The following is a 26,384-nucleotide window of genomic DNA, read 5'->3' as shown; positions in this document are numbered from 1 at the left end:
GCTGACGTCCGTACTCACCTAAGGAAAGTTTCCAAATTATCTTTTTCTTCAATCTGAGACAACTCTATCTTTAGAGTTGTCTTTTTTTATTTCTTCCGATGAAAGAACCAGCCCACTAGTTTCTTGAAGACTTGAATCAAGACGAGAGCAAGAACGGCCATGATGGCACAAATAACCAGCGTTTGGATCCTCAAGGGGCTCATGTTAAAGAATTTCCCTAGAATACTACTTGAAACTAGGAAGGCTAGGATATTTCCTAGAAGAACCAGTCTCTTGTAGTGATTGAGAGGCTGGGATTCTTGGTAGATGATGGTAAATCCAACGAAGGCCATCAAGCAGATGGCTGCACTTGAGAGTTCTTCCGACCTCATGCCAAATGTCGAAGAGAGCAGAACCAAACTAAAGATCAGTATAAAATCCGTCAAGGCAGCAGGTAGCGCATTTTTAAAGACCGTTTCGATAAAGCGCCCTTTGATGCGCTCGCTATTGGGCTCAAGCGCTAGGAAGAATCCTGGAATCCCAATCGTAAAACCACTGATCAAAGACATCTGCGACGGCATAATGGGATAGGTAAAGGCTAAAAGCGTCACTGAGATGGCTAACAAAATGGAAAAGATATTCTTGATCAAAAAGAGACTGGCTGATCGTTGAATATTATTGACCACACGCCGCCCTTCTGCCACGATGGACGGCATCTTCCCAAAGTCGGAATCCAGTAAGACCACTTGCGCCATCTTTTTGGTCGCATCATTTCCAGATTCCATCGCAATACTACAATCCGCTGTTTTGAGGGCCAGAATATCATTGACGCCATCTCCGGTCATAGCTACCTTATGCCCCTTTGCCTGCAAGCCTTCTACAAGGCTTTTCTTTTGCTCTGGTGTCACCCGACCAAAGACTGTATACTGGCTTGCCGCTTGGTGCAAGTCTTCTTCCGTCAGTAAGGTTCTGGTATCGATTAGATCCTCTGCTCCTTCAATGCCTGCTTTTTGTGCAATAGCTGAGACTGTAGCAGGGTTGTCCCCTGAGATAACCTTAATGGTCACTCCTTGTTGTTTAAAGTAGGCGAAGGTTTCTTTGGCATTTTTTCTCAAAGGATTGGAGAGAATAATCCAGGCTACCAAGTCTACAGGAGCCTCTAAAGTCTCTCCCAGGTGATCTCCCTTATATTTCCCAAAGGCCAAGACCCGATTGCCTGCCTGAGTAGCAGGAGCTATCTCTTGTTCAACCTCAGAGAAGCCCTCTCGTAAAACAAACTCTGGTGCACCTAATACATAGATCCCCGATTCAAAGGCAATCGCCCCATACTTTTTCTTAGACGTAAAGGGCAGTATTTCAAGAGTCTTCCAAGGCTGGCTGACTGGAGTCTTGTGGAATTTACGGATGGCATCCATGGTGTCATTTTGATCCATACTAGCTCCTACATACTGAGCTAGAGCTTCCAAGTCTTGAGGGTCTTTAGCTGGACGAATCTCTGTTACTTCCATACCCGGCTCTGTAATGGTCCCTGTCTTATCGACACAAAGGATATCCACGCGCGATAAGGTCTCAATCCCCTTCATGCTATTGAGCAGGACCTTTTCCTTGGCTAATCTGACAGCACCCAGAGCCAGTGCCAAGGTCATCAAGAGATACAAGCCTTCTGGAATCATCCCGATCAAGGCCCCGACTGTTGAAGTCACACTGAGCTTGAGGCTATCGCCTAGACTGATATAGCTACGAAGAAAAAGGAGCGAGCCTAGCGGAATGATAAGAAGACCAATGATCCCCACAATGCGATTGACCGCATGAACCATGTCAGACTCCTCATGAGACTTGACCTGCTTGGCTTCCAGGCTCAGTTGGTTGATGTAGGAGTCATTCCCCACTTTTTCCAATCGTGCCAGTCCTTGACCAGCAATCACAAAGCTACCTGACATGAGCGCATCTTGCACTCCTTTTTTGACCTCATCAGCTTCACCTGTCAATTGCGATTCATCGACTTTTAGCTCGCCCTCCAGCAAGACCCCATCCGCATAGATCTGATCTCCAGCTTGAAAGCGAACGAGATCACCCTCCACCAGCTGATCGATAGGTAGAGCGACTTCTTTGCCTTCGCGAAGAGCGATCGCCTCACTCATGTGTAGAAATTGCATCTGACGCAAGATCCGTCTAGAGCGGACTTCCTGCACAATACCAACTAAGGAGTTGACCACGACAATCGGGACAAACAAGAGATTGTTCCAAGATTTCACTGCTACCAGCAAAATAGCCAAAATCAAAAATATCAGATTAAAGTAGGTAAAGACATTGTCTCGAATGATCTGTCCTAGGCTTTTTTCTGTCTTGATTGTGACCTTATTTTGCTTGCCCTCTTGGATCTTTTCCGCTACTTCTTCCTGACTGAGTCCTTCTAATCTATCCATTGTTTTCCTCACTCATGTATTTCCAAAGGTAATCCTTCTGGATCGAAGAAAAATGCCATTTTCTTACCATCAAAGTCATCATAGCGAAGGCCTGTATTCTCAATACCTAGCAGATCCAATCTAGCTAGATACGCCTCTACATCTTCCACTTTAAAGGCTAGATGACGCAGTCCCGCATGCTCGGGCAAGGGAAGCTTAGGCCGTTCTGGGGCCGTCGGTTTGATAAAGAGTTCTAACGTCAGCTGGCCCTGACGGAGATTGATCAAGATATCTCCGCGTTCAGGTCGGTCATATTCACTGACAATCGCAAAACCCAACTGGTCCACATAGAAATGCAACATGGCATCGCGATCCCGTCCAATGATGGCAATATGATGAATCATGTCTAACTTCATCTGGTCCTACTTTCTATTTTCTATAAAAAGAAAAGGGAGTGGGACAAGCGCCCTTTTTCCCTATCCTTATGATTGTTGCAATACTTTCCGAGGCTTGGTTCCTTCAGCAGGTCCAATCACACCGGCTGCTTCCAACTCTTCCATGAGGCGAGTCGCTCGGTTAAAGCCAACTGACAAGCGGCGCTGAATCATCGAAGCACTGGCTTTTTGAGTTTCAACCACGAGCGCCTTGGCCTCTTCAAAGAGAGGATCGCCTTCATCAGAGCCACCCATGCCTCCGTCAAAATCTGATTCCGATACTTCTCCTGGATCAAAAGCATCATCATAATCGGCTTCTGCCTGCTCTTTAACAAAGTTGACAATCCGCTCCACATCGTCATCTGAGATAAAGGATCCTTGTAGACGGATTGGATGATTTTCATCGATCGGTTTAAAGAGCATGTCTCCGCGACCGAGCAATTTCTCTGCGCCATTTTCATCCAAGATGGTCCGTGAGTCGGTCCCAGATGATACCGCAAAAGCGACACGGGAAGGCACATTGGCCTTGATCAAACCTGATATAACGTCAACCGATGGCCGTTGGGTCGCAAGAATCATGTGAATTCCTGCTGCACGTGCCTTTTGTCCAAGGCGAATAATAGCATCTTCCACTTCTTTACTTGCCACCATCATCAAGTCTGCCAACTCGTCGACAATGACCACGATCAAAGGAAGGGGCACTTGCTTCATCTCAGACTGGGCATTGTACTCAGCCACCTTGGCATTAAAGCCAGCAATATTGCGAGCGCCTACTTTCGAGAAGAGCTCGTAGCGATTTTCCATCTCATCGACAACCTTTTGCAGGGCTCGACTGGCCTTGCGTGGGTTGGTCACCACTGGAATCAAGAGGTGAGGAATATCATTGTAGACAGAAAGCTCCACCATCTTAGGATCGACCATCATAAACTTAACTTCGTCCGGACGAGCTTTCATTAAGATACTCGAAATAATCCCATTAACCGCTACTGACTTACCAGATCCGGTAGAACCCGCTACCAAGAGATGGGGCATCCGAGCCAAATCAAAGGTTCGAGCTGAACCATCTACGGCCTTCCCAAGAGGAATCTCAAGGAGTTTAGCTGGATCTGTTTTGGACTGCTCCCACAATTCACGGAAGGAAACCGTCGCAATCTCTGAGTTGGGCACTTCAATCCCGACCAGAGACTTCCCTGGAATCGGTGCTTCAATCCGCACATCCTTGGCTGCTAGGGCCAAGGCCAAATCATCTGCTAGATTGGAGATGCGGTTGACCCGCACACCGACAGCTGGTTTAACTTCATACTTAGTGACAGAAGGACCGATTTCTGCCCGCTCCACTGTCGCCTTGATATTGAAGCTTGCAAAGGTCTCTTCCAAAATACGGATATTCTGACGAACGATGTTTTTCTCTTTGGATTGATTTTTCGGCTTGTCAGGTGCGAAGAGATCAATGGTTGGAAGTTTGTATTGAAGGAGTTCCTTAGGCGTGAAATCCACTTGAACTTCTTCCCCATCGTCCTCGAATTCTTCGGCTTCCGGAAACTCTTCGTATGCTTCAGGCTCTTCAGGCCATTCTTCATCTGGCAGGTAGATCTCTGGTGTGGCTGGTGCAACAATTTCGGCTTCTGGGAAGAGCTCTGTGAACGGCTCCTCCACCAACACCTCTCCCGTTTCAGGGTCTACAGGATGCCCTTCCATTGAAAGGGGAGTTGGAAGAACTGCACTTGCTTCTTCTTGCTCTCTTTCAGCTGCAGCAGCTTCCTCAGCAGCTCTCGCTTCCTTTTCAAGGAATTTCTGCTCGCGACGTTCTTTGCGTTTTTCCATAGAAGCGTGGAAGGCTTCCGACCCCTTTTCAAACAAATCATAGATGGAGTAAGGACTCATCAAGAGGATCCCCAATCCAATAAAGAGAAGGCCAATAAAATAAGAGCCAATATTTGAAAAGAGGAAGGAAATCGGAGCATAAAGTAGAGCACCGATCATACCACCACCGGCAAAGCTCTCCACCCGCAGATGAATCAGGTCTGCCATGATTCTTGAAAAGGTAACCTTGATTCCATTATTGTCTAAATGAAGGGAGGATACAAAGAAGGCCTGAAACATCAAGAGAACCCCAGCAAAGAAGCTTAGGAAGCCTGAAATCACCCCTTCGTGTTTGTCCAGCCATTTAAAGGCATAGAGGTAGAAAAAGGTCGCTAAAATAGCCAAGTAAGCCAAACTCCCAACAAAGAGTCGGATCAAGTTGTAGGCCAAGACCCCTACTGCTCCCAATTTCAAGGCCGCAAAGACTAAAACCAGACTGATCAGAATGGTCGCAATCATGCGATGAATCGCTTTTTTTCTTTCTAATTCTGCTTTGGACAGTCGTCTCGTCGACCGTGTTTTTTTTGATTGATTATTGTTTGCCATAACCTTTATTATATCACATTTCCAAGCCAGTTCTCTAGTAAAATCATTTCCTCAATTTTGCAGTATAAAGTAAAAAACAGCACCGAGTAGGCACTGTTACTTATAGATTTTTCTTTGGGTGACGGTCAATGATGGCTTTATAGTCTTTCAGCGCTTGCTTTCCTTTGTCCGTCAACTGGTAACCCCGAATTGTGAACTGCTCCGCCAGTTCTTCCTCCGTAAAATGGTCAGCCAAAGCTTGGTTCAAATCGGTTGCTTTCATTTTGGACAAGCCCGCGACTCCCATCTTTTTAAGAATGGCTTTTTTCATGGTCGCATTGATATGGTCCAGCGAATCAAAAGCGGATTCGATATAGGCATACCCCTTATCTACCAAAACCTTCAAATGTTCCGGCGCATGAATCCCATAAGTGTATTCGAAGTACTTGGGAAACCAAGTCTCCGTCGTAAATGTTCCAAAATGGATCCGCCACAAGAGAATGATATCCCCCGCAAGCAAGCCATCTTGGAGCAACTCCATGTTTCGTTTAGAAACAGGCTTTGGATCCAACAACCAAGCTACTAAATCTCTCTCAGGCGAAATATAGGGTTTCACCTCGTGATCAGCGTAAAATTTTTCCATTACATCTAAAACAGTCGTCATAAGTCTCTCCAATCTATCATTGATTGTCTCATAACAAAATAAAAAGAACCTGTCGATCATGAAAGCTTCCTGATGACATGTACCTAATGTAAAATGGATCTTACTTAGATTTTTTATCATTCGGTGTGATAGTATCAAGAACTTGGTCGACTTTTTGTTCTCTTTCCAAGTCATGATCCGTTTGAATCATATCAATTTGATCTTGTAAATTTGTCTGCTGAACTTGTGGTTTGTATAGCGAGGCAAATCCTACTCCAATCACCAATAGACTCGCTCCAAGGACGCAAAGTCTTTTGACATGCCAAGCCATCGGTAAGGGAATTTTCGCTCGAATCCCTGATTTCTTGACCCAATCTGGATGGTCTCGCATCACGCGATTTGCTGCCATCAAAGGCATCAGGTAGCCAAAGAGCGCAATGACCGTTGTCAACCCAATCACCCGAAAACGATTCTGATTGGACGGAGAAACATGATTCACTTCCATCAAGACCATTCCCACAATCACTAAAATAATGACCAGCAATAGTCCCAAAGATCTCCATAGACCTTCCCTACGGTAGCATTTCAATTCATCAAACGACATCTCGTTAAAATGTTTATCCATTTTTCAACAACTCCTTATGTTTCTTTAAGTACTTCTTGCCATACCACTCTTCGACTGACTTACCTTCCCATTCTCGGTATTCTTCATGATATTTCCATTTGTAGTAGGCTTGCAGGAAGTATGGTAAACCTATAAAAGCACTGACAGCAACCACTACTATATTACAAAAGATCCACAGCAATAAAAAGCCAAATGCCTTGATGGAAGTTGAAACATCTAATGAAAAGATTCCCAAAATATGCTTGATAATGATCCCTATTCCTAAAATAGCCATCCCATAAAGAGAAATCATTTTTGCAATCTTATTAAGGAATGTATCTTCCGAAGCCTCTGCATACATAAGTTTTCTTAATCCTGCTAACGCAATTGTAAACAGCATGTATGTTGCTATCATCATGATTCCATAAATGGCAATGATTTCCGCAGTAGATAGATTGGCCAATAAAATGTCAAAAACAACTAGATCTATTTCCAATATGAACCAAACCATAAATGTAAAAACGTGAAACTGATAGCGATATGGTAACAGGTAAGCTCGTTTCAACCACTTTCCAATCACAACGAAGGAAAGCCAAATGAGAAGTAAGATTAAAAACGCATTTACTGTTAAGGACTCACGCCTGGCTATTGGAAGAGTTAACGTCTTACTTTCATGAAATTCCATTGATACAATCAGCACAAAGAAGTTAAAACCGATAGGAAAAATAAGGGATAAAATCAAACTTCGAATTCGAAACCAAAGGGAAGCATGCCCATTCTTAAAAAATTTTGCTGTCTTATCATGTTGCTCTTGCTGTAACTTTACAAACCCATCGTCTTCGAGATTGAGACTCTCTTCAAAACTGGCTTTAAAGATCGATTTTCTCAATTTTCTTGAATCCATTTATTGATTTTTTCACCTCAATCCACCTTCTAGCTCTCATCGTTTGGCACTTTTTAATGTTTTTCAACTCTGACCGTTCCTTTTTCGTATCCGGAATACATCGGGCTGTACCGACTCACGTAAGTACGAATATCATGTGAAGAGTCAGACTGCTCGAAAAGCGACAGAGAACCCCATTGTAAAATTCCATCATATTGCTTTCCATCAACGGTCAACTCGATATCTTCTCGATCAAAAGGATAGGTCTTCTCCTCGCCCTTCTCCTTCACTATCACATGATCTCCATCAATCTTGATCCAGGACTCTTTATTAAGCGAGGCAGTTTTTGTCTCCATATTATCGACCGACAAATAATAGATCCCATTAATTGGCCGATTGGATTCCACCAAGTTCATGATGATTGCTCCAACAAAAAGAATCGGAAAAATCAACAATAACCATTTCCATTTCTTTTTCCCCTTCTTTTTAGGAAGTTCCGTCTCAGGAAGAGGCAGATCAGCTGTTAGAGTCACAAGTCTCTCAGACTCCAGCTTTGGATCTGGCATAAGAGCAGATAAAGAGTGATCTTCACTCGCTAACCATTGCTTGGCCATCTGGACAAAATACAGACGCTCATCTTCTTGCGCAATCTCTTCAAATAAAGAAACAGCCAGCTCTATATTTCCCTTTAAATAGGCATTTAATCCTTTAAAATAACGATTTTCCAAGCGTTGAAAAGCCTGTGAACCGGTCACATGATCAAAATAATCATTGGGTTGCTGATCCACAAGGATGTCATAGATGGCCAGTTGCTTTTGAAGGGCTTCTTCTTTTTCTGCTTCATTCTTGAAGGAAACATAGGTAAACTTCTTCTGAATATCTTCCTTGCTGATAGCTTTTCCTGAAAGTAGGGAAGATTTTACGAAAATTCCCAAGAGGGATGAACGATCAGTCCTAGCTATGTTTTGATTTTGTAAAAACTCTATTCGATCGATCGCTGATGAGAAATCTCCAATCATGTAGCAATATACCACACTAGCAAGACAAGCAGCTTTTTTGCTTATACTAAATCTAGCACGACTTCCCGATTGTGCCCATTCATGCCAAAAATCGATCCCTGAGGAAGCATTTAAAATCTTAAAACATTCTTTTCCAAACCATCTATTCATCAAAACAAAAAGAAGGAATATAAGACCAAGCACTACTAGCAAGGTATTCGAATAAAAGTCTTGATAATCCGGATACAGACTAGATAAATAGAAATGGGCAACAACCAAACTAATCATCCCAATCCAAAGTAGTATCATATATTTTTTTCTTAATTTGCTATAACTCATAGGTCACTCCCTTTTTAGTGTTACCTCCCATCATACCGAATTTTCCATCTCTACGCAACTTCCTTCTTAATTAGTGATTTAGTCAAAAAAGAAATCACCCTCACGGGTGACGAATGCTAAAAAATTAAGGGAAATATTTCTTTTCCAAAATTTTTAAATAGTGTGTTTTCTTGAATTGACCACATAATGTTAACACAACAAAGAAATACCACATCAAAAAACTTATAAACAATAACAGAAAGCTTCCGAAGGTGAGATATAAGATGGATAATCCTAAGGTGATGAGCCCAAAGACAAGAATCAGCAAATAGGTTTTCAATCCATTCGACTTCTGTACTTGAAAATAATGCTCAGGTATTTCATAAGGAATGACATTCACTGTATACTTCTGCCTTCTGCGTTTCAATTGCCATATAGCGATGCCAAGCATCAATCCAAACGATAGCACTAGCGGGATGAGGCCATGAAAGGATACTCGATCCGTTAACAGATAAATGCCATAAAAAAGGACGCCACTCGGGGTAAAGATAATGGGAAATGGAACACTTTTTCCGACATATAGTTTGTTTTCTTTAGGATGATAAAATACTGTTTTTTTGAGATTCCCTTGATCTGCTCCGAATTCGACCAAATCGCGTAAAGGGAATTGTTGTCGATCCTTCGACGCTAACACAATCTGTTCAAAATCCACTTCCGTAGTTTCCTGCTCAAGAGCTTTATTTGCTTCTACCTGGGCTTGAAGATGCTCTTGATAATACTTCAGTAATTCCTTATTTTTCCGTTTGGTACCAAGGAATTTAAGTGTAACTGAACGATCAGAAGTCCCATTGCCTATGACTTTTCCTTCCACATAAATTGGATAATTGGTGATCCCTCGAGACGTATTCTTTTCTCCCAAACGGACCACAATGGTGTATGGGTCTAGGCGATAGCGCTTGAAATTGCGATTGACCACTATTTCCGAGTTCCTAATCTCTATTCTCCCCATCGATGAAAAAGCAATCCATCCAACTGTCACTAGAAGAGAACAAGCAGCCAATAAGGCTGTTAGGTTTTCAAAAAAATCATCTTCAATCAGTAATTGGATGATCGTGATGAGCATCGACACTACTAAAAAGATCAAAAAATACAGTGAACTTCTCGAGTAAATATAAAATTTACGTGGTTGTTTCATTTATGACATTCTTCCTCTATAAAAAATCTATTTCACAACTCTAAAAGCACTTTCCATCATACCGAATTTTCCATCTCTACGCAACTTCCTTCTTAATTAGTGATTTAATCCAAAAAGAAAACACCTGCGTGGGTGTTAGGATTGATAGACTGAACCGCAATATCATGGTTTAAGTTCTACTTTTCTACCACTATCTATTCTGAAGAAGTCATCAGACTATTTCCCACTATACCGATGATCACAATGAAGACCCCTAAAAATCCTAGTGGGGTTGGGATCTGATCTCCTAGAAAAAGACAGCCTCCAAATAGGGTGAAGAGGACCTCGCCGGCCTGGGTAGCTTCAACAACAGCTAACTGCTGATGGTTGTGTTTCACCAAGTTGGTTGCTTCAAAGAAGAGCATGGTCGCGATGACTCCTGAAAATACAGCTACGATCAAGGATTGGAGCATTTGCCCACCTGATGGCAAGCCTGCATCTACTCCTGCAAAGACAGATAAGAGCAACCAAAAAGGAACACTCATTAAGGTCATCCCAAAGACCCGTTGGGTCGTTGACAATTGTTCTTCTTTACAATGAGCCAGCATCTTGCGATTTCCCAATGGATAGGAAAAAGCTGCGATCAAAATTAAGATACTTGCTCTCACCACACCTTCTCCGAGACCTCGTCCAAAATATGGAATTTGTATCAATACGATTCCTAACAAAATCAGCAAAGTCATTCCTAACTGTTTTCTTGGAATCTTTTGGCCAAAAAGTGGGGTCAGAAGGAGACCCGCTAAAATCGTAATCTGCCAGGTCGCAGCCACAAACCATGATTCTCCATAGATAGAAGCCATCGATAAAGGAGCATAAAAGAGACCAAAGCCGACCGTACTCCAGAGCAACCAAGTCCACGGGGCTCGTGCAATTGCTGACAAGACACCCTTCAACTCGCCTTTCTGCCAGACTAAAACAGCCATCATTGGCAAACTAAAAAGGTAGCGCAAACTAGCACTCCACATCCAGGAACCACCTGCCAGGTTCATGCTTCGATTAAAAATAAAGGTAAATGCAAAAAAGAGAGCACCTAGGATACCAAACCAAAGGGCTCTCGCAAAATGTGATGATTTCATTTTTTGATGATCGTTCTCCTGTAGTCATCCTATTATACAGGAATTCAGAATTACTTTCATCTTTTTCCTGCAAATTTTCAGAATAGGGTTTTCGCCTTAAATTTTATCCAGATTTGAAAGTATCGCAAAATTAAGGTACAATAGAGAAAGACAACTATGTTGGAAAGGAAGAATATGAAAAAATTAATCGCACTACTATTATTTTCCGGCTTGGCTTTGACAGCTTGTTCGTCCAATAAGACTGACAATAACTCTTCAAGCTCAAGCAAAGAAAAGACAGAGCAGACAGCAACTTCTAGCTCTAGTGAAAAAGATCAAAAGAAAATCGAAGAAGAACAAAAGAAATTAGAACAACTGCGCAAAGATTTTAACGACGCCATGACCAATGAAAATGCCGTCTTCCCACAACTCTCAAATGAAGTGGCTGAAGACGAAGCAGAGGTTAAAATCACAACAACTGAAGGCGACATCACTGTGAAGCTCTTCCCTAAATATGCGCCACTTGCAGTTGAAAACTTCTTGACCCACGCAAAAGAAGGCTACTACAATGGCTTGCTTTTCCACCGTGTTATTAACAACTTTATGATCCAAACTGGGGATCCTAAAGGAGATGGTACGGGTGGCGAATCTATCTGGAAGGGCAAAGACAAATCCAAAGATTCAGGTACTGGTTTTGAGAATGAGTATTCTCCATACCTTTACAACCTTCGTGGAGCCCTTGCCATGGCCAATTCTGGTCCAAATACCAATGGTAGTCAATTCTATATCAACCAAAATAAGGATGATATTTCAAGTAAACTCCCAACTGACCGCTTCCCAGCTAAGATTATCGATGCTTATAAAAATGGTGGAAATCCAACCCTCGATGGTGGTAACTACACTGTCTTTGGCCAAGTGATCGATGGCATGGATGTGGTGGATAAAATCGCCTCTGCCGAAACCGATGATAAGGACAAACCAAAAACAGACATCAAGATTGAAAAAATCGAGATTTTAAAAGACTACAATTTCAAGAAATAATGAAAAGAGAACCAAACGGTTCTCTTTTTAAGATATTGATAAACATTTTACATAAAATTAGCTAATAGATTCATTGGTAAAAAAATGAATTCTAATTATTTAAGTCATTCATCTACTGAAACTTTCCGCCGTGAGAAAAGTGCCTGAAACAGATTTGTTTCAGGCACACGGAATTATTGAGACCTTAGGCTCAATAATTAGTCATGGAACTTCCTGGATTGCTGAAATCATCCACTGGATAATTTCACCTAACGTCCGTACTCACCTAAGGAAAGTTTCTAAGAAGAATCTGAAAAGAGAACCATGCGGTTCTCTTTTTGTCTTTAAGTCAATTCATTAAAGTCCCAGATTTGGTCCATCCAGCCTTCATAGAAATCTGGTTCGTGGCAAACCATGAGGATCGATCCCTTGTACTCCTTCAGAGCCCGTTTCAACTCTTCTTTGGCATCCACATCCAAGTGGTTGGTCGGCTCGTCTAGTACCAAGACATTGTTTTCACGATTCATCAAGAGACAGAAGCGTACCTTGGCTTGCTCCCCACCGGATAACACCTGAATTTGGCTCTCGATATGCTTGGTGGTCAAGCCACAGCGGGCAAGGGCTGCACGGACTTCTGCTTGGTTGAGAGCCGGAAAGGCATTCCAGACTGCCTCAAGCGGTGTCTGACGATTGCCACCTTCAACTTCTTGCTCAAAGTAGCCAAGCTCTAGGTAATCTCCACGCTCGACTTCACCAGCGATCGGCGGGATGATTCCTAGCAAGCTCTTCAAGAGAGTGGTTTTCCCGATCCCATTGGCCCCGATGATGGCCACTTTTTGATTGCGTTCAAAGGTTAGGTTCAAAGGCTTGGTCAAAGGACGATCATAGCCAATCTGGAGATCCTTGGCCTGGAAGATAAAGCGACCAGGAGTACGAGCATTTTTAAATTCAAAGGATGGCTTCGGTTTCTCGCTTTGCAACTCAATGAGTTCCATTTTGTCCAGCTTCTTCTGACGAGACATGGCCATATTCCGTGTAGCCACACGCGCCTTATTGCGGGCTACGAAATCCTTCAAATCAGCAATCTCTTTTTGCTGACGCTCATAAGCCGCTTCCAATTGCGATTTCTTCATTTCATAGACTTCAAGGAATTGGTAGTAGTCTCCGGAATAGCGGGTTAACTGTTGATTTTCCACATGGTAGACGATGTTGATCACATCGTTCAAGAAAGGAATATCATGGGAAATGAGGACAAAGGCATTTTCATAATTCTGCAAATAGCGTTTGAGCCAATCAATATGCTCTGCATCCAAGTAGTTGGTTGGCTCGTCCAAGAGAAGGATATCTGGTTTTTCAAGTAAGAGTTTGGCCAAGAGGACCTTGGTCCGTTGCCCACCTGACAAGGAGGTCACATCCGTATCCATGCCAAAGTCCATGACCCCAAGAGCACGCGCTACTTCATCGATCTTGGCATCCAAGGTATAAAAATCACGACTTTCTAGACGCTCTTGAAGTTCCCCAACCTCTTCCATCAGAGCATCGACATCGGCTCCCTCTTCCGCCATGGCCATATAGAGGTCATTGATGCGAGCTTCAGCTGTGAACAACTCATCAAAAGCGGTCCGTAAAACATCGCGAACTGTTTGTCCTTCTTCTAAGACCGAATGCTGATCCAGGTAACCTGCCGTCACATACTTAGACCACTCCACCTTTCCTTCATCAGGTTGCATTTTACCTGTCACGATACTCATGAAGGTCGATTTCCCCTCACCATTGGCCCCGACAAGACCAATGTGCTCTCCCTTTAGCAAACGGAAGGACACATCCTCAAAAATCGCCCGGTCCCCAAAACCGTGACTCAAATTTTTCACTTCTAAAATACTCATGCTTGACTCTCTTTCATTGATTTCACTCGTATGATTATATCATCTTCACTGCAAAATGAAAAGGGAGCCCAACTCCCTTTAGAATATATATAAATAAATTATAAGTAAGATAGGTTACGCGATTTTGTCAAGAAATCAAAATAAGTTCTAACTTATGAATTTCATAAAGAATATACCGAAACTTTCCGCCGTGAGAAAAGCGCTTGAACTATTAAATTTCAAGCGCTCGGGAGTTTTGAGACCTCAGGCTCAAAACTAAGTCATGGAACTTCGTCGAAGTTCGCTGACGTCCGTACTCACCTAAGGAAAGCTTCTGGCATACTTTTATTATAGATCTGAAGAAAATCCAACTCCCTTTTCTTTTACAAACCTAAGTCTGCGTACGGTTTTCGGTAGCCAACTTGAACTACTTTTCCGTCTTTGACAAGCAGAGGCCGTTTGATCAGCATACCATCTGAAGCAAGGAGATCCGCCGCTTCTTTCACTGTCAGTTGATCCACCTTATCTTTCAAACCGAGTTCACGGTATTTCATCCCGCTAGTATTGAAGAAAGACTTGATCGGTAGGCCAGACGCTGCTATCCAGTCTTGCAATTCTTGGCTAGTCGGTGTTTCTGTGACGATGTTTTGGCTTTGAAAGTCATATTGGAGACCGTCCAATTCTGATTTAGCCTTTCGACAAGTCGAACATTTTGGGTATTCAATAAAGGTATACATCGATTTTATTTCTCCTTCCAGGTAATTCCTTCATGGTGTAAGAGCCAGCGTTTGCGATCGAGTCCAGACGCGTAGCCCGTCAGTTGTCCATCTTTTCCCATCACGCGGTGGCAAGGGACTAAGATCGTCAAGGGATTGCGTCCAACAGCCTGTCCCACGGCTTGAGCTGAACCGCAAGAAAGATCCTGGGCCAGCTGGCCATAGGTCTTGGTCTCACCATATGGGATCTCTCGCAATAACTGCCACACCCGCTCTTGAAAGGCTGTCCCTTGCGGTGCTAGTGGAAAGCTGATAGCGATTGGCTCCCCAGCAAAATAGTGATCCAACCACTCCTTCACCTTCTCATGGTAGGGATGGACCTGCTCCAGCGCCCCATAGGGATCAGGCGCCTCCTCTTTCGGATCATAAAAATCAAGTTCTACAAGGCCTTCCTCACTGACAATGATCGAAAGAAGCCCCATAGGGCTTTCATAAAATTGTTTAAGATAGAGAGTCATTGTAGGCCGCTTCTGCTCTTTGATCCCAGCGGTCTTCTTCTGAGACCACTTGGAATAAACTGGTTTCTACTTTTCGCTTGATCTTTTGATAAGCCAGGCGGACGCCATCAATAGGGACCTTTCCACAATAATGGTAGCCCAATTTTTCAAGTAAATGCTGCATCACCACATTATCCGGGTGCGTATCGCAACGGAAATCTGGCCCTTTTTCCCCTTCGATTAAACCTTGAAGGAAGGTCTGAGCCACCCCTTTGCCAGCAGCTTCTTTGGCTACAGCGACACGGTGAAAAGTGACATACTTATAATTATCATGCTCCCACTTGCCATCGTAAATCTCATTATAGGCCGCTTCATTTCCCTTGTGAACGGCTGCATAGGCGACAACTTCCTGATCTTCAACTGCCACATAGCCACGACTTTCTAGAATATCCTCAAAAATGATCTCTTCATCTGGATAGCCATCCTGCCACTGGTCGACCTGTCTTTGAGCCAGGCTTTCCTTAGCATCTTGGATGATTTCCATAATTCGCTTGATCTCATTGGGATAAGCCATTCTAATTTCCATCCTGCTTCCAACCTTTCCTAGTCTTGATGGTAACGAGCATAGAGCTCACTCTTTTGCAGGCCGTATTGTTTGGCGACCTGTTTAATTGCTTGATTTTTCTTCATGCCCTCTTGGACCAAGGTATCGATCTCTTGGATCAAGTCGACCTCTTCTAGGTCTAGCTCTTCTTCCTTGGATCCTTCGACAATCAAGAGGCACTCCCCTTTGAGAGGATTTTCTTCAAGAAATGCGACTAACTCAGAAATACTGCCACGAGTATATTCCTCGTAGATCTTGGTTAATTCACGAACCAGGACGACAGGACGATCCCCATAGACAGCCAACATATTCTCTAAGGTTGCCTTCACTCGATGAGGCGATTCATAAAAGATCTGAGTCTCCGGATAGGCCACTTTTTCTTGGAAAAAGGCCTTCTGTTGCCTCTCTTTGCGAGGCAGAAATCCATAAAAAATATGAGGTTGAGGGGCTAGGCCACTGGCAATCAAACCCGTTATACCTGCACTAGGACCAGGCACAGCTACGACAGGAATCTCGCGTTCAATCGCTGCCTTGACCAAATCATGACCAGGGTCAGAAATACTAGGGAGTCCTGCATCTGAGACTTGCGCTAAGTCTTTTCCAGATTCTAAATGGGCGATCAGATCTGGAATTTTCTCCATGGCATTGTGCTCATGAAAGCTGGTCTGGGGTGTCGCAATCTCAAAATGCTTGAGCAAGAGGCCTGTATTTCTAGTATCCTCAGCTGCGATCAAGTCCACATCCTTTAGGGTCTGGACCATGCGGTAACTCATATCCTCCCGGTTACCGATCGGTGTTGGGACCAAGTAAAGCACCCCAGTTTTCTTTTCCCCTTTAAAACTTCGTTGGATCTGCATGCTTACTCCCTAAATAACAACTCGTCACAAAACATACACTCTTCATCGTTCTCACGGCGTTGACCATAGGAATAAGTGCAGATATGAAAACCATCGTTGTAAATACGTTGCAAATTTTCACGACCATGGTGTTGTGACTTTGCGGATGAAGTCTTCTCCACTTCCCCCAAACGCTCTCTCAATTTATCATTTTCTAAGCGAAGAGCTGTATTTTCTTCGATGACTTGTTTCAAATTTTTCTTGATGGCTTCGACTTCAGCCAAGGTGACCAACAAATTCTGAGAAAAGCCGTCTAAAGCATCAAATAATTCTTTTTTATTCATTCTGACTCCTTAACTTTCTAAGCTCAAAACCATATATACTAGAGCATTTTGAAAAGAAACATTGGCCTTCCACATCCTGCGAGCAAGACTCAATTTCTCAAGCAACTGCTGGGAGCGACTCAAGCACAACTGCTCTTCTAAAGCCAACTCCATCAAACGAAAGGCCTGGCTTTGTTTTTCCTTATCATCTGTTAGGCTCACTAAGCGGGTCACTTCCAAATAAGCACGATTCAAATTGGATCGACAACGTTCGATGAATTGATCACAAACTTTGGCCAGTTCAAAAAACGTAGCATTCTTTTTTTGCTGCTCTGCTTCTTCGAGACTAAAACTAAAACGAGCTACTAAATTCGCCTGTGATTTGATCAAACCTTCTTTTTCTAGCAATTCAGTTAGGTAGGCTTGCTTTTTGGGAAAATGGACCTGCTGGGCCCTACTCTTGATGGTCGGTAAAATCAAGTTTTCATCGGATGTCAACAAGAAGAGATAGATCTCACTCTGGGGCTCTTCCATAACCTTTAAGAGAGAATTCGCTGCATTTGTGTGCATCTTGTCCGCATCTTGGACGATAAAGACCTGCCGACTTCCTTCAAATCCGGATTGAGAAAAGTCTTGAACGAGCGAGCGAATACGATCGGTCTTTATGATCTGGTTGACTGGACGCACGATCTTCACATCTGAGAATTCTTCTTCAGCAATCAAGCGACAGGACCTGCATTTGCCACAAGGCCAGACTCCCTGCAAATCTTCGCAAAACTGACTTTGAGCTAGCAAGAGGGCCATCTCAAAACTGGCAAAAGAACCTGTAAAGAGATAAGCATGACTGAGCTGTTTGTGTTCTAGGATCTGGGTGAAGCGCTCCACCAATTCTGGCTGGAGCTGTTGGATCTCTTCTAGATTCATTTCAATGTCCCCAAGCGATTTTCTAAAACAGTCAAGACATCCGTAAAGACTGCTTCAAAAGATTGACTGGCATCGATTTTCACGATGCGCTCTGGTTCCTTTTCATACAAGGCCAAATAACCTTGTCTGACTTTTTGGTGAAGCTCCAATCCTTCCATATCCAAACGATTGACTTCCCGCTCTTGGTTTTTCGCAATTCGTGCGAGCCCTTCTTCGACATCCAGATCAAAGTAAAGGGTGAGGTCTGGCTTAAGACCATCTGTCGCGAATTGATTGAGCCACTCGATGTCTTCCGCACTCAGACCGCGACCATACCCTTGATAAGCCACCGAGCTGTCAATAAAGCGGTCCATCAAGACAACCCTTCCAGCGGCAAGGGCTGGCAAGACACGTTCCACCAAATGCTGCCGGCGACTAGCAATATAGAGCAACAACTCGGTCTTGGCATCCATACTAGTATGGTCTGGATCCAAAATGACTTGGCGGATCTTTTCGGCAATGTCGACACCACCTGGTTCACGGGTTGTAATAAAAGGAATTCCTTTTTCTTCAAGTAGAGGCAAAATGGCTTCTAGGACCGATGATTTTCCCGCTCCTTCTGGACCTTCAAATGAAATTAATGTACCGTTTACCATAGTATCCTCTTTCTGTTTTTCTTCTTTTTATTTTACCAAAAATAAGGGTAAAAATCTTGTATTTTAGGAGAGAAAATTTTTCAAAGTCATTTTCATTTTTTCACTTTTTTGTTACAATATTCTTATAAAGTTTTAGGAGACAACCTATCATGTTTAAATTTAAAGATATTCTGGCTATCATTTTTGGGGCCGGCATTTTTTCATTTGGGATCTATTTTTTAGTCATTCCCTTTCACTTCTATGAAGGAGGAGCGACAGGGATTACCTTGATCACCTATTATCTTTTCAAAATCCCTGTATCCATCATGAACTTGCTGATCAATATCCCTCTCTTCGTTTTGGCTTGGAAGCTGCTGGGCAAGAAATCTCTTTATCTGAGCTTACTGGGGACCTTTTCGGTTTCGGCTTGGATGGCTATTTTTGAAGCCATGCCCCTCAGCCACCGCTACCATCACTTCATCTTTGACGCCTTTAAAGGAGATATTCTGCTTGCCTGTATTGCCTCAGGGGTTGTGCTTGGTTTGGGGCTAGGGATCATCTTCAATGCTGGAGGAACCACTGGAGGAACAGATATCCTCGCTCGCATCTTTAATAAATACACTTCTCTCAGTATGGGAAAACTCATGTTGATTGTAGATGCCATTGTTCTGACAACTGTTGTCGTAGTCTTCCAAGATGTCCGTACCGCCATGTATACTCTCTTCTTCATCCTGATTGACACCCTTGTGATCGACTTGATTGGGGAAGGTGGTTTTGCTGGAAAAGGCTTCCTCATCGTTACATCTAAACCAGAAGAAATTGCCAAAAAGGTATCTGATGATCTGGGTCGCGGGATTACCTTTATCCGCGGGATGGGCTATTACAGCCGTAAGGACCTGGATATCGTCTACTGTGTCGTTTCACGGAATGAGATGAAACAAATGAAAGACATCATCAATCAGATCGATCCATTCGCCTTTATCACCATTTCAGAAGCCCATGAAATTCTCGGCGAAGGCTTTACTTTAGATAAAGAAAAACAACCCATTACCCGTTAATAGAAAAAATAAGGCTAGATTCTCATCTAGCTTTGTTTTTCTATTTACGATTTTCCTTAGGTGAGTACGGACGTTAGGTGAAATTATCCAGTGGATGATTTCAGCAATCCAGGAAGTTCCATGACTAATTTTTGAGCCTAATATCTCAAAAATTCCGAGAGCATGAAACAAGTATGTTTCATGCTCTTTTCTCACGGCGGAAAATCTTAGAATACACGTCATAATTAATAAAATCTTAATTATTTTTACAGAATTTATTAAGTTACTTTATACAAAAATCAGACTGGATTGTCATCCAGCCTGATTTTTTATTAAATAGCTTTTGCGGTTGTTCGAGTGATTTCATCGACTTTCAAACCGTTGGCTTCAAATTTACTACGGATCCCTTCTAGATCTGTCACCCCATCAATTTGAACTTCGATAACCACACGATCGTCTTTTGTTGGGATATTGACTGTATTGGCGATGTTATACCCTTCTTCTACAATCAAGTGAATGATTTGTTCTAGAACACCAACCTTATCTTCTGTCACAAAGCGAACACGAACTCCTTCTTCTCCATAACCGGATACTTCGAGGAAGGCACGGAAAATATCACGGTCTGTGATGACACCGGATACTTGGTCATTGTCTACAACCGGAAGAATTCCCACCTTGTTCTTATACATGAGATAGGTCGCATCTTCGAGGCTGGCAAATTTAGAGACAGTAATGACATCACGAAGCATGACATCTTTGACCTTGGTCTTGTTCAACAGATAGTTCATCTCAAAAATAGACAAGCTTGTTGCTTTAGATGGACTTGCTTCTGCAATCGTGCCCTCTGTCACCAAGCCGACCAATTTGTCATTTTCAATGACTGGCAAGCGGTGCAAGCCTTGTTCCCGCATCAAATCTGCCGCATGAGCAATTGTTGTATCTGGACTAATATACACTACTTTACGGGTCATAAAATCTTTAACAGCCATAATCATTCTCCTTTGCTTTTCTTAGTTTTATTATACTTGATTTTTAGAATGATTTCAAACGCTTTCAGCAGTTTTCTCTTGTTTTCAAAATTTAGAAAAATCAAACAAGAGAGATAAAAAAAGAAAGGCCTTTAGGACCTTTCCTTTCAAACAAACTTTAAAAATCTTATCCACCAAGGTAGGCCTTGCGGACTTCTTCTGAGGCTAAGAGTTCTTTTCCTGTTCCGGTAAGAACGACTTTCCCTGTTTCGAGAACATAACCGCGGTCTGCGATGGCAAGGGCCTTGTTGGCATTTTGTTCAATCAAGAGAACAGTTGTTCCTTGTTTTTGGATATCTTGGATGATATCAAAGATTTCTTGGATAAAGATTGGGGCCAATCCCATAGAAGGTTCATCCAGGAGCAAAAGTTTTGGCGTCGACATGAGGGCACGACCCATTGCAAGCATTTGTTGCTCCCCACCAGATAGGGTGGCTGCATCTTGGTTCTTCCGTTCTTCCAAACGTGGGAAACGGGAGAAGACCTTCTTCAAGTTAGCTTGGTTTTCTTCTCGGTCTTTCTTCAAGAAAGCTCCCATTTCCAAGTTTTCCATAACGGTCAAGCCTGGAAAGACGTGGCGACCTTCTGGAACTTGAGAGAGTCCTGCTGCTACAATCTTTTGAGCTGGAACCTTTTGAATCTCCTGACCCAAAAACTCAATTTTCCCAGCACTTGGACGCACCAAACCTGAAATGGTACGAAGAATAGATGTTTTCCCAGCACCGTTAGCACCGATAAGAGAAACAACTTCTCCTTCATTTACCTCGAAACTGACATCACGGACAGCCTGGATCATGCCATAGTGTACAGAAAGATTTTCAACTTTTAACATAGACATTAGGCTTCACCTCCTAGATATGCTTCGATTACGCGTTTGTTATTCTTGATTTCATCTGGCGTACCATGAGCAATCAATCGACCATATTCCAATACATAAATCCGTTCCGTTACTTCCATGACCAAGCTCATATCGTGCTCGATCAGCATGATCGTAATATTAAATTCTTTTTGAATGCGACGGATCAATTGGGTCAATTCTGCTGTTTCTTGAGGGTTCATTCCTGCAGCAGGTTCATCCAAGAAGAGGATTTTTGGCTCTGTAGCAAGGGCACGAACGATTTCCAAGTGACGTTGTTGTCCGTAAGCCAAGTTTTTAGCCAAGGTATCTGCTTCTTTTTCCAAACCGAAAATGGCTAACAATTCAAGGGCTTTTGCTTTCAAAGCTTCTTCATTCTTGTAATAGCTTGGCAAGCGGAAAAGACTCGCAAAGACATGTGGTTTGTGGTGATTGGCAAAGGCAATCAAGACATTATCCAAAACGCTCAAGTCTTTAAAGAGACGAATATTTTGGAAAGTCCGTCCCAGACCACCTGCAGCGATTTTATAAGGTGCTTTACCATTTAATAGGTGACCATCTAAAGTAATGGTTCCTTCACTTGGTTCATATACCCCTGTTAGGAGGTTGAAGAGGGTTGTTTTTCCGGCACCGTTTGGCCCAATCAACCCAACCAATTCCCCTTCATTGAGTTCCATGGTCACATCCCCAACGGCTGTCAAACCACCAAAGTTTTTTGTTAAATTTTTTACTTCAAGAAGTGCCATTAGTTAGCCTCCTTTTTTGAGAGTAGTTTTTTCAAGCTGAATTCCCATGTTCCAAGAAGACCACCTGGACGGAAGATCATCACGAGAATCAAAGCCAATGAGTAAATGATCATACGTACACTTGAGAAGTCTTGAAGCACCATGTTCAAGATCCCCAAGACGATGGCTGCCACAACTGTTCCTGACATTGATCCCAAACCACCAAACACGACAATGATCAAGACATTAATAGTATTGGTGAAAGAATAATCTTTAGGAACAACGGAGCCGATAAAGCCAGCTTGGAGAGATCCAGCAATCGCCGCTGTGATCGCACCAAATACAAAGGCGATGACTTTGACTTTGGTCGTATTGATCCCAACAGATTCTGCTGCGATTTCATCTTCACGAACAGAGAGGGTAGAACGTCCAATTGGACTGCGTAAGAAGTTGATGGTAAAGATGGTTGTAATCACGACAAAAAGGTAAACCAATTGCCAGGTTGTAAAGGCTGGCAAACCAAGGATCCCAGCAGCACCATTGGTGAGAGTCCCACCATTAACGATCAAGATCCGGATGATTTCAGAAACCCCAAGTGTCGCAATCGCGAGGTAGTCCCCTTTCAAACGAAGGGTTGGAACCCCAACGATCAAAGCCACAGCACCTGCGATCAAAGCACCTAAAACCATCGCACCAAAGAACGCTCCATAGGTTGGTGATTTGGAGCCGAGAATGGCTGCAGAGTAGGCACCAATGGCCATAAATCCGGCATGACCGAGTGAGAATTGACCTGAAAAACCAACGATGAGGTTCAAACCAACTGCAAGGATGATATTAATCCCGATTTGTTCCAAAATTTGGATATAGAAGAGGTTGAGAACACCTGCTGCAACCAAGACTTGGATCAAGGCAAAACCTGCAATCAAAAGACCAAGCCAGACTAAATTCACTTTTAAATTTTGTTTCATGGCTTACACCTTCTCTTTCACATTTTTACCGAGGATACCTGCTGGACGGATGAGCAAGATCACAATCAAGATGGCATACACAATGGCATCACGGAAGTCTGAAAGACCGATCGCTGTAGCGAAGGTTTCTAACAAACCGATAACAAATCCACCTAGGGCAGCACCTGGAATGATTCCGATTCCCCCAAGAACGGCTGCGACAAAGGCTTTGATCCCTGGTGTCATCCCCATCAAAGGCTCGATCGAGTTGTAATACAAACCAATCAAGACACCACCAGCACCTGCCAAAGCTGATCCCAAAGCAAAGGTAAAGCTGATCGTACGGTTTACGTTAATCCCCATCAATTGAGCGGCATCACTATCAACAGATACAGCCCGCATGGCTTTCCCCATCTTTGTTTTTTGAATAATAAATTGAAGAGCGACCATCAAGAAAACAGACACTCCCAAGATCATCAACTGAATATTGGAGATTGAAATAGGACCAAAGTTGTAACGAACTGTTTTAATCACTTGCGGGAAGGAACGGGTATTGGCACCGACGAAGAAGACCATCCCATATTCGAGTAAGAAGGAAACCCCGATGGCTGTGATCAAGGCTGCAATCCGAGTCGAATGACGAAGCGGACGATAAGCCAGGTATTCAATTACAACCCCTAAAATAGCTGTCCCAACCATGGCTAGGAGCAAGGCTACAAAGAAGTTCACTTTCCACGAGTTCAATAAGAAATATCCCATAAAGGCACCTACCATATAGATATCCCCATGGGCAAAGTTGATCAATTTGATAATTCCATACACCATGGTATAACCAAGGGCCAAGAGTGCATAAACGCTTCCCAAGATTAGACCGTTCACTAATTGCTGGAGCATTTGAACCATCCTTTCTAACAATAAAGAGCGAGGCCAGGAATTTTCATTCTCCCAGCCTCTTGTACAAACAACAAATGATAATTATGGTTTAACAGACTCAACTGATTTGACTTTACCATCTTTCAAGCCAATCATAAGAGCTGATTTAACCGGGTTGTGGTTCTTGTCAATTGACATTGTACCAGTCACACCTTCCAAGTCTTTCAACTTCGCAAGGTTATCTTTCAATTCGACAGAGTTCTTAGCACCCTTAGATGCTTCGGCAACCATGTAAACTGAATCATAAGCCAAAGCAGCGAACATTGAAGGTTCTTCATTGTATTTCGCTTTGTATGCTTCTACGAATTTCTTGGCTTTATCAGTCATTTCACCTTCAGTAGAGAATCCAGCTACGTAGTAGATGTCTGTAGCTGCAGCAGGTGTTGCTTGTTCAACGAATTTAGCATCACTAAATCCATCCCCACCAATGATTGGTTGTTTGATTCCCATACCACGCGCTTGGTTTACGATCTTACCAGTTTCAGTGTAGTAACCTGGAAGAACAATCGCATCGAAGTCTTTATCTTTGATTTTTGTAAGGGCAGCTTGGAAGTCTGTATCCTTAGATTGGAATGTTTCTGTTGCTACGATTTCACCTTTGTAAGATTTCTTGAAGGCTTCAGCAATCCCTTTCGCATAGTCAGATGAGTTATCGTAGTAAAGAACGACTTTCTTCGCTTTCAAGTTATCAGTTGTGTATTTAGCAATGATTTTTCCTTGGAAGCTATCGATAAAGGTTGCACGGAAGAGGTAATCTTGACCTTTTGTCAAATCATCTTGAGTTGCTGATGGTGTGACCAATGGAACACCTGCTTTACCAGCGTTGGCAACCGCTGCTGCAGTAGCACCTGAAGTTGCAGGTCCTACAAGAGCGTTCACTTTTGATTGAGTGACAAGGTTTGTAGTGACTGTAGCTGCTTCAGCTGTTTCAGATTTGTTATCTTTATCTGTGACAACGATCTTCTTACCGTCAGCTCCACCCTTAGCGTTGATTTCATCAACGGCCAATTGAGCACCTTTTTGTTCAGCGCTACCGTAGGCTGCTACTTCACCAGTTTTTTCAAAGTTAAAACCGACTTTTAGTTCCTTGCCGATTTCGTTACCAGTTGTGTTTGAACCTGAAGTAGAAACTTCACCACAAGCAGCAAGAAGAGCGACACTTGCAATGGTTAAAAATGAAAGAGCAAATTTTTTCTTCATTTGTAATGATCTCCTTAAATGAATCTTAAATTAAATACATTAAGAATATACCGAATTATCTGACAATTGTCAATAAAAAAAGCGCAATCCATCAAATGATTGCGTTTTCTATCCTTCTGTGACCACAGATGGGGTCTCCAATCGTTGTAAACTCCCCACAAAATCTGTATCTAAATCTTTGAGATGGCAAGGCAAGACCTTTTTGACATAACGTTCTTTCTTTAAGTCTTCCATGACTTGATCGGCCTTGTCACTGTCCACATACAATTGGACATAACGGCATTTCTTAGAATGGTACAAGACATCTCCGACTGATTGTAATTTTTTCCCGTCGCGATTGTAATACAATTTAACAATTAAGCCTGTTCTTTCTTGTTTCTCAAACATGGTCAATCCCTTTCTCGTTCTGTTACTAGTATATCAAATTTCAAGAAAAAGAACTACTCTTTTATGAGAGCAAAAAAGAGAGTGGGACAGAAATCGGTCATTCGTTAGAATTCGATTTCGTCGTTCCACCTCCGCACAGTTGAGTAGGCCTGTATAAGCTGATGAAATCAGCGTATTAGAGCCCACTCAACAACTGCGTCTTGCTCGACAATCCAAAAACAATTGAGAGGCTAGGACTTTTGTCCCAGCCTCTTGACGGACCTTCCCATAGAATGGTTTAGCCCAATTTATTATTGGCCATGATTTCATCAATAAAGCCATATTCAAGCGTTTCTTGTGCACTCATCCAATTATCTCGCTCCGCATCAGCATGCACTTTTTCAATGGATTGACCTGAATTTTCCGCAAGAATTTTTTCCAAGTTATTCCGTGTTTTGAGCAAGTGTTCTGCTGCAATCGCCATATCGGTTTGCTGGGTACCACCACCAGTACCACCCATTGGTTGGTGAATCATGTACTCGGCATTTGGCAACATGAAGCGTTTGCCCTTCGCACCGCTTGAAGCAATGATAGTTCCCATAGATGCTGCCATCCCCATAACAATGGTTTGGACATCTGACTTGATAAAGTTCATCGTATCTACGATGGCGAGACCTGCTGAGACAGAGCCCCCTGGGGTATTGATATACATATAGATATCTTTTGTATTATCTTGGGCATCCAAGAAGAGCAATTGAGCGATAATGGAGTTAGCCATTTGGTCCTCAACTGGTCCTGTTACCATGATAATTCGATCTTTCAACAGACGGGAATAAATATCGTAAGAACGTTCTCCACGACTGGTTTGTTCAATAACTACTGGAATCATCTATTCTTCTCCTTTAGTATCCATTCATTCTCACGATTCGTGAGGTTCAAAGTATATGTGCTA

The 26,384-nt window shown here is 42.8% G+C and carries 27 protein-coding genes; 2 read left to right on the top strand and 25 right to left on the bottom strand.

Features of this window, described 5'->3' with window-relative positions; genetic code table 11:
- Positions 1–86: 86 nt before the first annotated feature.
- The 9 genes from HMPREF2917_RS01420 to HMPREF2917_RS01380 form a co-directional block, all read right to left on the bottom strand.
- Positions 87–2,405 (bottom strand): HAD-IC family P-type ATPase, encoded by a 2,319-nt coding sequence (locus tag HMPREF2917_RS01420; RefSeq protein ID WP_070588778.1) that lies wholly within the window; start codon positions 2,403–2,405, stop codon positions 87–89.
- An 8-nt stretch (positions 2,406–2,413) separates the two neighbouring features.
- Entirely contained in the window at positions 2,414–2,800 is a 387-nt protein-coding gene (locus HMPREF2917_RS01415; protein ID WP_070588777.1) for an SMU1112c/YaeR family gloxylase I-like metalloprotein, read from the bottom strand.
- A gap of 66 nt (positions 2,801–2,866) precedes the next feature.
- Complete coding sequence (locus tag HMPREF2917_RS01410; protein ID WP_070588776.1) at positions 2,867–5,227, bottom strand: DNA translocase FtsK; 2,361 nt, start codon at positions 5,225–5,227, stop codon at positions 2,867–2,869.
- 100 nt (positions 5,228–5,327) lie between these two features.
- On the bottom strand, positions 5,328–5,870 hold the full coding sequence (locus HMPREF2917_RS01405) for a hypothetical protein (RefSeq protein WP_070588775.1): 543 nt from the start codon (positions 5,868–5,870) through the stop codon (positions 5,328–5,330).
- A 100-nt stretch (positions 5,871–5,970) separates the two neighbouring features.
- Positions 5,971–6,474 carry a hypothetical protein gene (locus tag HMPREF2917_RS01400; RefSeq protein WP_049491196.1) on the bottom strand — a complete coding sequence of 168 codons (504 nt, stop codon included), beginning with the start codon at positions 6,472–6,474 and terminating at the stop codon, positions 5,971–5,973.
- A complete protein-coding gene (locus HMPREF2917_RS01395; RefSeq protein WP_070588774.1) occupies positions 6,467–7,357 on the bottom strand; it encodes a hypothetical protein in 891 nt (296 codons plus the stop codon). Before HMPREF2917_RS01395 ends, HMPREF2917_RS01400 begins: the two co-directional genes overlap by 8 nt.
- A gap of 53 nt (positions 7,358–7,410) precedes the next feature.
- Positions 7,411–8,673 carry a hypothetical protein gene (locus tag HMPREF2917_RS01390; RefSeq protein ID WP_070588773.1) on the bottom strand — a complete coding sequence of 421 codons (1,263 nt, stop codon included), beginning with the start codon at positions 8,671–8,673 and terminating at the stop codon, positions 7,411–7,413.
- Between the two features lie 124 nt (positions 8,674–8,797).
- Positions 8,798–9,775 (bottom strand): hypothetical protein, encoded by a 978-nt coding sequence (locus HMPREF2917_RS01385; RefSeq protein WP_070589702.1) that lies wholly within the window; start codon positions 9,773–9,775, stop codon positions 8,798–8,800.
- Between the two features lie 266 nt (positions 9,776–10,041).
- Positions 10,042–10,962 carry a DMT family transporter gene (locus tag HMPREF2917_RS01380; protein WP_049491202.1) on the bottom strand — a complete coding sequence of 307 codons (921 nt, stop codon included), beginning with the start codon at positions 10,960–10,962 and terminating at the stop codon, positions 10,042–10,044.
- 174 nt (positions 10,963–11,136) lie between these two features.
- Here HMPREF2917_RS01380 and HMPREF2917_RS01375 point away from each other — a divergent pair, with 174 nt between their 5' ends.
- Positions 11,137–11,982: a peptidylprolyl isomerase gene (locus HMPREF2917_RS01375; protein WP_070588772.1), complete on the top strand. Its 846-nt coding sequence runs from the start codon at positions 11,137–11,139 to the stop codon at positions 11,980–11,982.
- A 323-nt stretch (positions 11,983–12,305) separates the two neighbouring features.
- Here HMPREF2917_RS01375 and HMPREF2917_RS01370 read toward each other — a convergent pair whose 3' ends face one another.
- The 8 genes from HMPREF2917_RS01370 to tmk all read right to left on the bottom strand — a co-directional run bounded on the left by HMPREF2917_RS01370 (position 12,306) and on the right by tmk (position 18,361).
- Positions 12,306–13,847, bottom strand: a complete 1,542-nt coding sequence (locus HMPREF2917_RS01370) for an ABC-F family ATP-binding cassette domain-containing protein (RefSeq protein WP_003005197.1) — start codon at positions 13,845–13,847, stop codon at positions 12,306–12,308.
- 362 nt (positions 13,848–14,209) lie between these two features.
- Positions 14,210–14,563 carry an arsenate reductase family protein gene (locus tag HMPREF2917_RS01365; protein WP_049523248.1) on the bottom strand — a complete coding sequence of 118 codons (354 nt, stop codon included), beginning with the start codon at positions 14,561–14,563 and terminating at the stop codon, positions 14,210–14,212.
- Positions 14,564–14,568: 5 nt separating this feature from the next.
- Positions 14,569–15,060 (bottom strand): methylated-DNA--[protein]-cysteine S-methyltransferase, encoded by a 492-nt coding sequence (locus tag HMPREF2917_RS01360; RefSeq protein WP_049523250.1) that lies wholly within the window; start codon positions 15,058–15,060, stop codon positions 14,569–14,571.
- Positions 15,044–15,625, bottom strand: coding sequence for a GNAT family N-acetyltransferase (locus HMPREF2917_RS01355; protein WP_070588771.1), 582 nt, complete (start codon positions 15,623–15,625; stop codon positions 15,044–15,046). The genes HMPREF2917_RS01360 and HMPREF2917_RS01355 overlap by 17 nt, the downstream gene beginning before the upstream one ends.
- A 17-nt stretch (positions 15,626–15,642) precedes the next feature.
- Entirely contained in the window at positions 15,643–16,500 is an 858-nt protein-coding gene (gene rsmI, locus HMPREF2917_RS01350) for a 16S rRNA (cytidine(1402)-2'-O)-methyltransferase (protein WP_049523254.1), read from the bottom strand.
- Positions 16,501–16,502: 2 nt separating this feature from the next.
- A complete protein-coding gene (gene yabA, locus HMPREF2917_RS01345; RefSeq protein ID WP_003005416.1) occupies positions 16,503–16,823 on the bottom strand; it encodes a DNA replication initiation control protein YabA in 321 nt (106 codons plus the stop codon).
- Positions 16,824–16,832: 9 nt separating this feature from the next.
- Positions 16,833–17,726: a DNA polymerase III subunit delta' gene (locus HMPREF2917_RS01340; RefSeq protein WP_070588770.1), complete on the bottom strand. Its 894-nt coding sequence runs from the start codon at positions 17,724–17,726 to the stop codon at positions 16,833–16,835.
- Positions 17,723–18,361 carry a dTMP kinase gene (gene tmk, locus HMPREF2917_RS01335; protein WP_070588769.1) on the bottom strand — a complete coding sequence of 213 codons (639 nt, stop codon included), beginning with the start codon at positions 18,359–18,361 and terminating at the stop codon, positions 17,723–17,725. Before tmk ends, HMPREF2917_RS01340 begins: the two co-directional genes overlap by 4 nt.
- Positions 18,362–18,510: 149 nt before the next feature.
- Between tmk and HMPREF2917_RS01330 the strand changes: the two genes are divergently transcribed.
- The gene (locus HMPREF2917_RS01330) at positions 18,511–19,398 is read left to right on the top strand and encodes a YitT family protein (RefSeq protein ID WP_070588768.1); all 888 of its coding nucleotides are present in this window, start codon (positions 18,511–18,513) and stop codon (positions 19,396–19,398) included.
- A gap of 311 nt (positions 19,399–19,709) precedes the next feature.
- On the opposite strand, the gene HMPREF2917_RS01325 is transcribed toward HMPREF2917_RS01330, so the two are convergent.
- The 8 genes from HMPREF2917_RS01325 to clpP all read right to left on the bottom strand — a co-directional run bounded on the left by HMPREF2917_RS01325 (position 19,710) and on the right by clpP (position 26,321).
- Entirely contained in the window at positions 19,710–20,366 is a 657-nt protein-coding gene (locus HMPREF2917_RS01325) for a CBS domain-containing protein (RefSeq protein ID WP_003005183.1), read from the bottom strand.
- A 166-nt stretch (positions 20,367–20,532) separates the two neighbouring features.
- On the bottom strand, positions 20,533–21,243 hold the full coding sequence (locus HMPREF2917_RS01320) for an ABC transporter ATP-binding protein (RefSeq protein ID WP_003005434.1): 711 nt from the start codon (positions 21,241–21,243) through the stop codon (positions 20,533–20,535).
- Positions 21,243–22,007: an ABC transporter ATP-binding protein gene (locus HMPREF2917_RS01315; protein ID WP_048689704.1), complete on the bottom strand. Its 765-nt coding sequence runs from the start codon at positions 22,005–22,007 to the stop codon at positions 21,243–21,245. Before HMPREF2917_RS01315 ends, HMPREF2917_RS01320 begins: the two co-directional genes overlap by 1 nt.
- On the bottom strand, positions 22,007–22,954 hold the full coding sequence (locus HMPREF2917_RS01310) for a branched-chain amino acid ABC transporter permease (protein WP_070588767.1): 948 nt from the start codon (positions 22,952–22,954) through the stop codon (positions 22,007–22,009). The genes HMPREF2917_RS01315 and HMPREF2917_RS01310 overlap by 1 nt, the downstream gene beginning before the upstream one ends.
- Positions 22,955–22,957: 3 nt before the next feature.
- Positions 22,958–23,827: a branched-chain amino acid ABC transporter permease gene (locus tag HMPREF2917_RS01305; RefSeq protein WP_021153669.1), complete on the bottom strand. Its 870-nt coding sequence runs from the start codon at positions 23,825–23,827 to the stop codon at positions 22,958–22,960.
- A gap of 81 nt (positions 23,828–23,908) precedes the next feature.
- A complete protein-coding gene (locus HMPREF2917_RS01300; RefSeq protein ID WP_023918808.1) occupies positions 23,909–25,066 on the bottom strand; it encodes an ABC transporter substrate-binding protein in 1,158 nt (385 codons plus the stop codon).
- Positions 25,067–25,174: 108 nt separating this feature from the next.
- On the bottom strand, positions 25,175–25,453 hold the full coding sequence (locus HMPREF2917_RS01295; protein WP_003013098.1) for a DUF2129 domain-containing protein: 279 nt from the start codon (positions 25,451–25,453) through the stop codon (positions 25,175–25,177).
- A gap of 277 nt (positions 25,454–25,730) precedes the next feature.
- Complete coding sequence (gene clpP / locus HMPREF2917_RS01290; protein WP_021153673.1) at positions 25,731–26,321, bottom strand: ATP-dependent Clp protease proteolytic subunit ClpP; 591 nt, start codon at positions 26,319–26,321, stop codon at positions 25,731–25,733.
- Positions 26,322–26,384: the final 63 nt, after the last annotated feature.

It is taken from the genome of Streptococcus sp. HMSC061E03 (assembly GCF_001813505.1).
In the GTDB taxonomy this organism is placed as follows: domain Bacteria; phylum Bacillota; class Bacilli; order Lactobacillales; family Streptococcaceae; genus Streptococcus.
The sequence above is the reverse complement of the archived record's forward strand: the minus strand, read 5'-3'. Positions and strand labels throughout refer to the sequence as shown.

What these genes read in the sequence shown, in the direction of transcription:
- clpP (WP_021153673.1), bottom strand. Translation starts at nt 26,321, where the DNA reads ATGATTCCAGTAGTTATTGAACAAACCAGTCGTGGAGAACGTTCTTAC.
- HMPREF2917_RS01400 (WP_049491196.1), bottom strand. Translation starts at nt 6,474, where the DNA reads ATGGATAAACATTTTAACGAGATGTCGTTTGATGAATTGAAATGCTAC.
- HMPREF2917_RS01395 (WP_070588774.1), bottom strand. Translation starts at nt 7,357, where the DNA reads ATGGATTCAAGAAAATTGAGAAAATCGATCTTTAAAGCCAGTTTTGAA.
- HMPREF2917_RS01310 (WP_070588767.1), bottom strand. Translation starts at nt 22,954, where the DNA reads ATGAAACAAAATTTAAAAGTGAATTTAGTCTGGCTTGGTCTTTTGATT.
- rsmI (WP_049523254.1), bottom strand. Translation starts at nt 16,500, where the DNA reads ATGCAGATCCAACGAAGTTTTAAAGGGGAAAAGAAAACTGGGGTGCTT.
- yabA (WP_003005416.1), bottom strand. Translation starts at nt 16,823, where the DNA reads ATGAATAAAAAAGAATTATTTGATGCTTTAGACGGCTTTTCTCAGAAT.
- HMPREF2917_RS01405 (WP_070588775.1), bottom strand. Translation starts at nt 5,870, where the DNA reads ATGACGACTGTTTTAGATGTAATGGAAAAATTTTACGCTGATCACGAG.
- HMPREF2917_RS01355 (WP_070588771.1), bottom strand. Translation starts at nt 15,625, where the DNA reads ATGGAAATTAGAATGGCTTATCCCAATGAGATCAAGCGAATTATGGAA.
- HMPREF2917_RS01305 (WP_021153669.1), bottom strand. Translation starts at nt 23,827, where the DNA reads ATGCTCCAGCAATTAGTGAACGGTCTAATCTTGGGAAGCGTTTATGCA.
- HMPREF2917_RS01365 (WP_049523248.1), bottom strand. Translation starts at nt 14,563, where the DNA reads ATGTATACCTTTATTGAATACCCAAAATGTTCGACTTGTCGAAAGGCT.
- HMPREF2917_RS01380 (WP_049491202.1), bottom strand. Translation starts at nt 10,962, where the DNA reads ATGAAATCATCACATTTTGCGAGAGCCCTTTGGTTTGGTATCCTAGGT.
- HMPREF2917_RS01330 (WP_070588768.1), top strand. Translation starts at nt 18,511, where the DNA reads ATGTTTAAATTTAAAGATATTCTGGCTATCATTTTTGGGGCCGGCATT.
- HMPREF2917_RS01295 (WP_003013098.1), bottom strand. Translation starts at nt 25,453, where the DNA reads ATGTTTGAGAAACAAGAAAGAACAGGCTTAATTGTTAAATTGTATTAC.
- HMPREF2917_RS01320 (WP_003005434.1), bottom strand. Translation starts at nt 21,243, where the DNA reads ATGTCTATGTTAAAAGTTGAAAATCTTTCTGTACACTATGGCATGATC.
- HMPREF2917_RS01325 (WP_003005183.1), bottom strand. Translation starts at nt 20,366, where the DNA reads ATGGCTGTTAAAGATTTTATGACCCGTAAAGTAGTGTATATTAGTCCA.
- HMPREF2917_RS01370 (WP_003005197.1), bottom strand. Translation starts at nt 13,847, where the DNA reads ATGAGTATTTTAGAAGTGAAAAATTTGAGTCACGGTTTTGGGGACCGG.
- HMPREF2917_RS01315 (WP_048689704.1), bottom strand. Translation starts at nt 22,007, where the DNA reads ATGGCACTTCTTGAAGTAAAAAATTTAACAAAAAACTTTGGTGGTTTG.
- HMPREF2917_RS01420 (WP_070588778.1), bottom strand. Translation starts at nt 2,405, where the DNA reads ATGGATAGATTAGAAGGACTCAGTCAGGAAGAAGTAGCGGAAAAGATC.
- HMPREF2917_RS01375 (WP_070588772.1), top strand. Translation starts at nt 11,137, where the DNA reads ATGAAAAAATTAATCGCACTACTATTATTTTCCGGCTTGGCTTTGACA.
- HMPREF2917_RS01340 (WP_070588770.1), bottom strand. Translation starts at nt 17,726, where the DNA reads ATGAATCTAGAAGAGATCCAACAGCTCCAGCCAGAATTGGTGGAGCGC.
- HMPREF2917_RS01300 (WP_023918808.1), bottom strand. Translation starts at nt 25,066, where the DNA reads ATGAAGAAAAAATTTGCTCTTTCATTTTTAACCATTGCAAGTGTCGCT.
- tmk (WP_070588769.1), bottom strand. Translation starts at nt 18,361, where the DNA reads ATGGTAAACGGTACATTAATTTCATTTGAAGGTCCAGAAGGAGCGGGA.
- HMPREF2917_RS01410 (WP_070588776.1), bottom strand. Translation starts at nt 5,227, where the DNA reads ATGGCAAACAATAATCAATCAAAAAAAACACGGTCGACGAGACGACTG.
- HMPREF2917_RS01385 (WP_070589702.1), bottom strand. Translation starts at nt 9,775, where the DNA reads ATGCTCATCACGATCATCCAATTACTGATTGAAGATGATTTTTTTGAA.
- HMPREF2917_RS01415 (WP_070588777.1), bottom strand. Translation starts at nt 2,800, where the DNA reads ATGAAGTTAGACATGATTCATCATATTGCCATCATTGGACGGGATCGC.
- HMPREF2917_RS01360 (WP_049523250.1), bottom strand. Translation starts at nt 15,060, where the DNA reads ATGACTCTCTATCTTAAACAATTTTATGAAAGCCCTATGGGGCTTCTT.
- HMPREF2917_RS01390 (WP_070588773.1), bottom strand. Translation starts at nt 8,673, where the DNA reads ATGAGTTATAGCAAATTAAGAAAAAAATATATGATACTACTTTGGATT.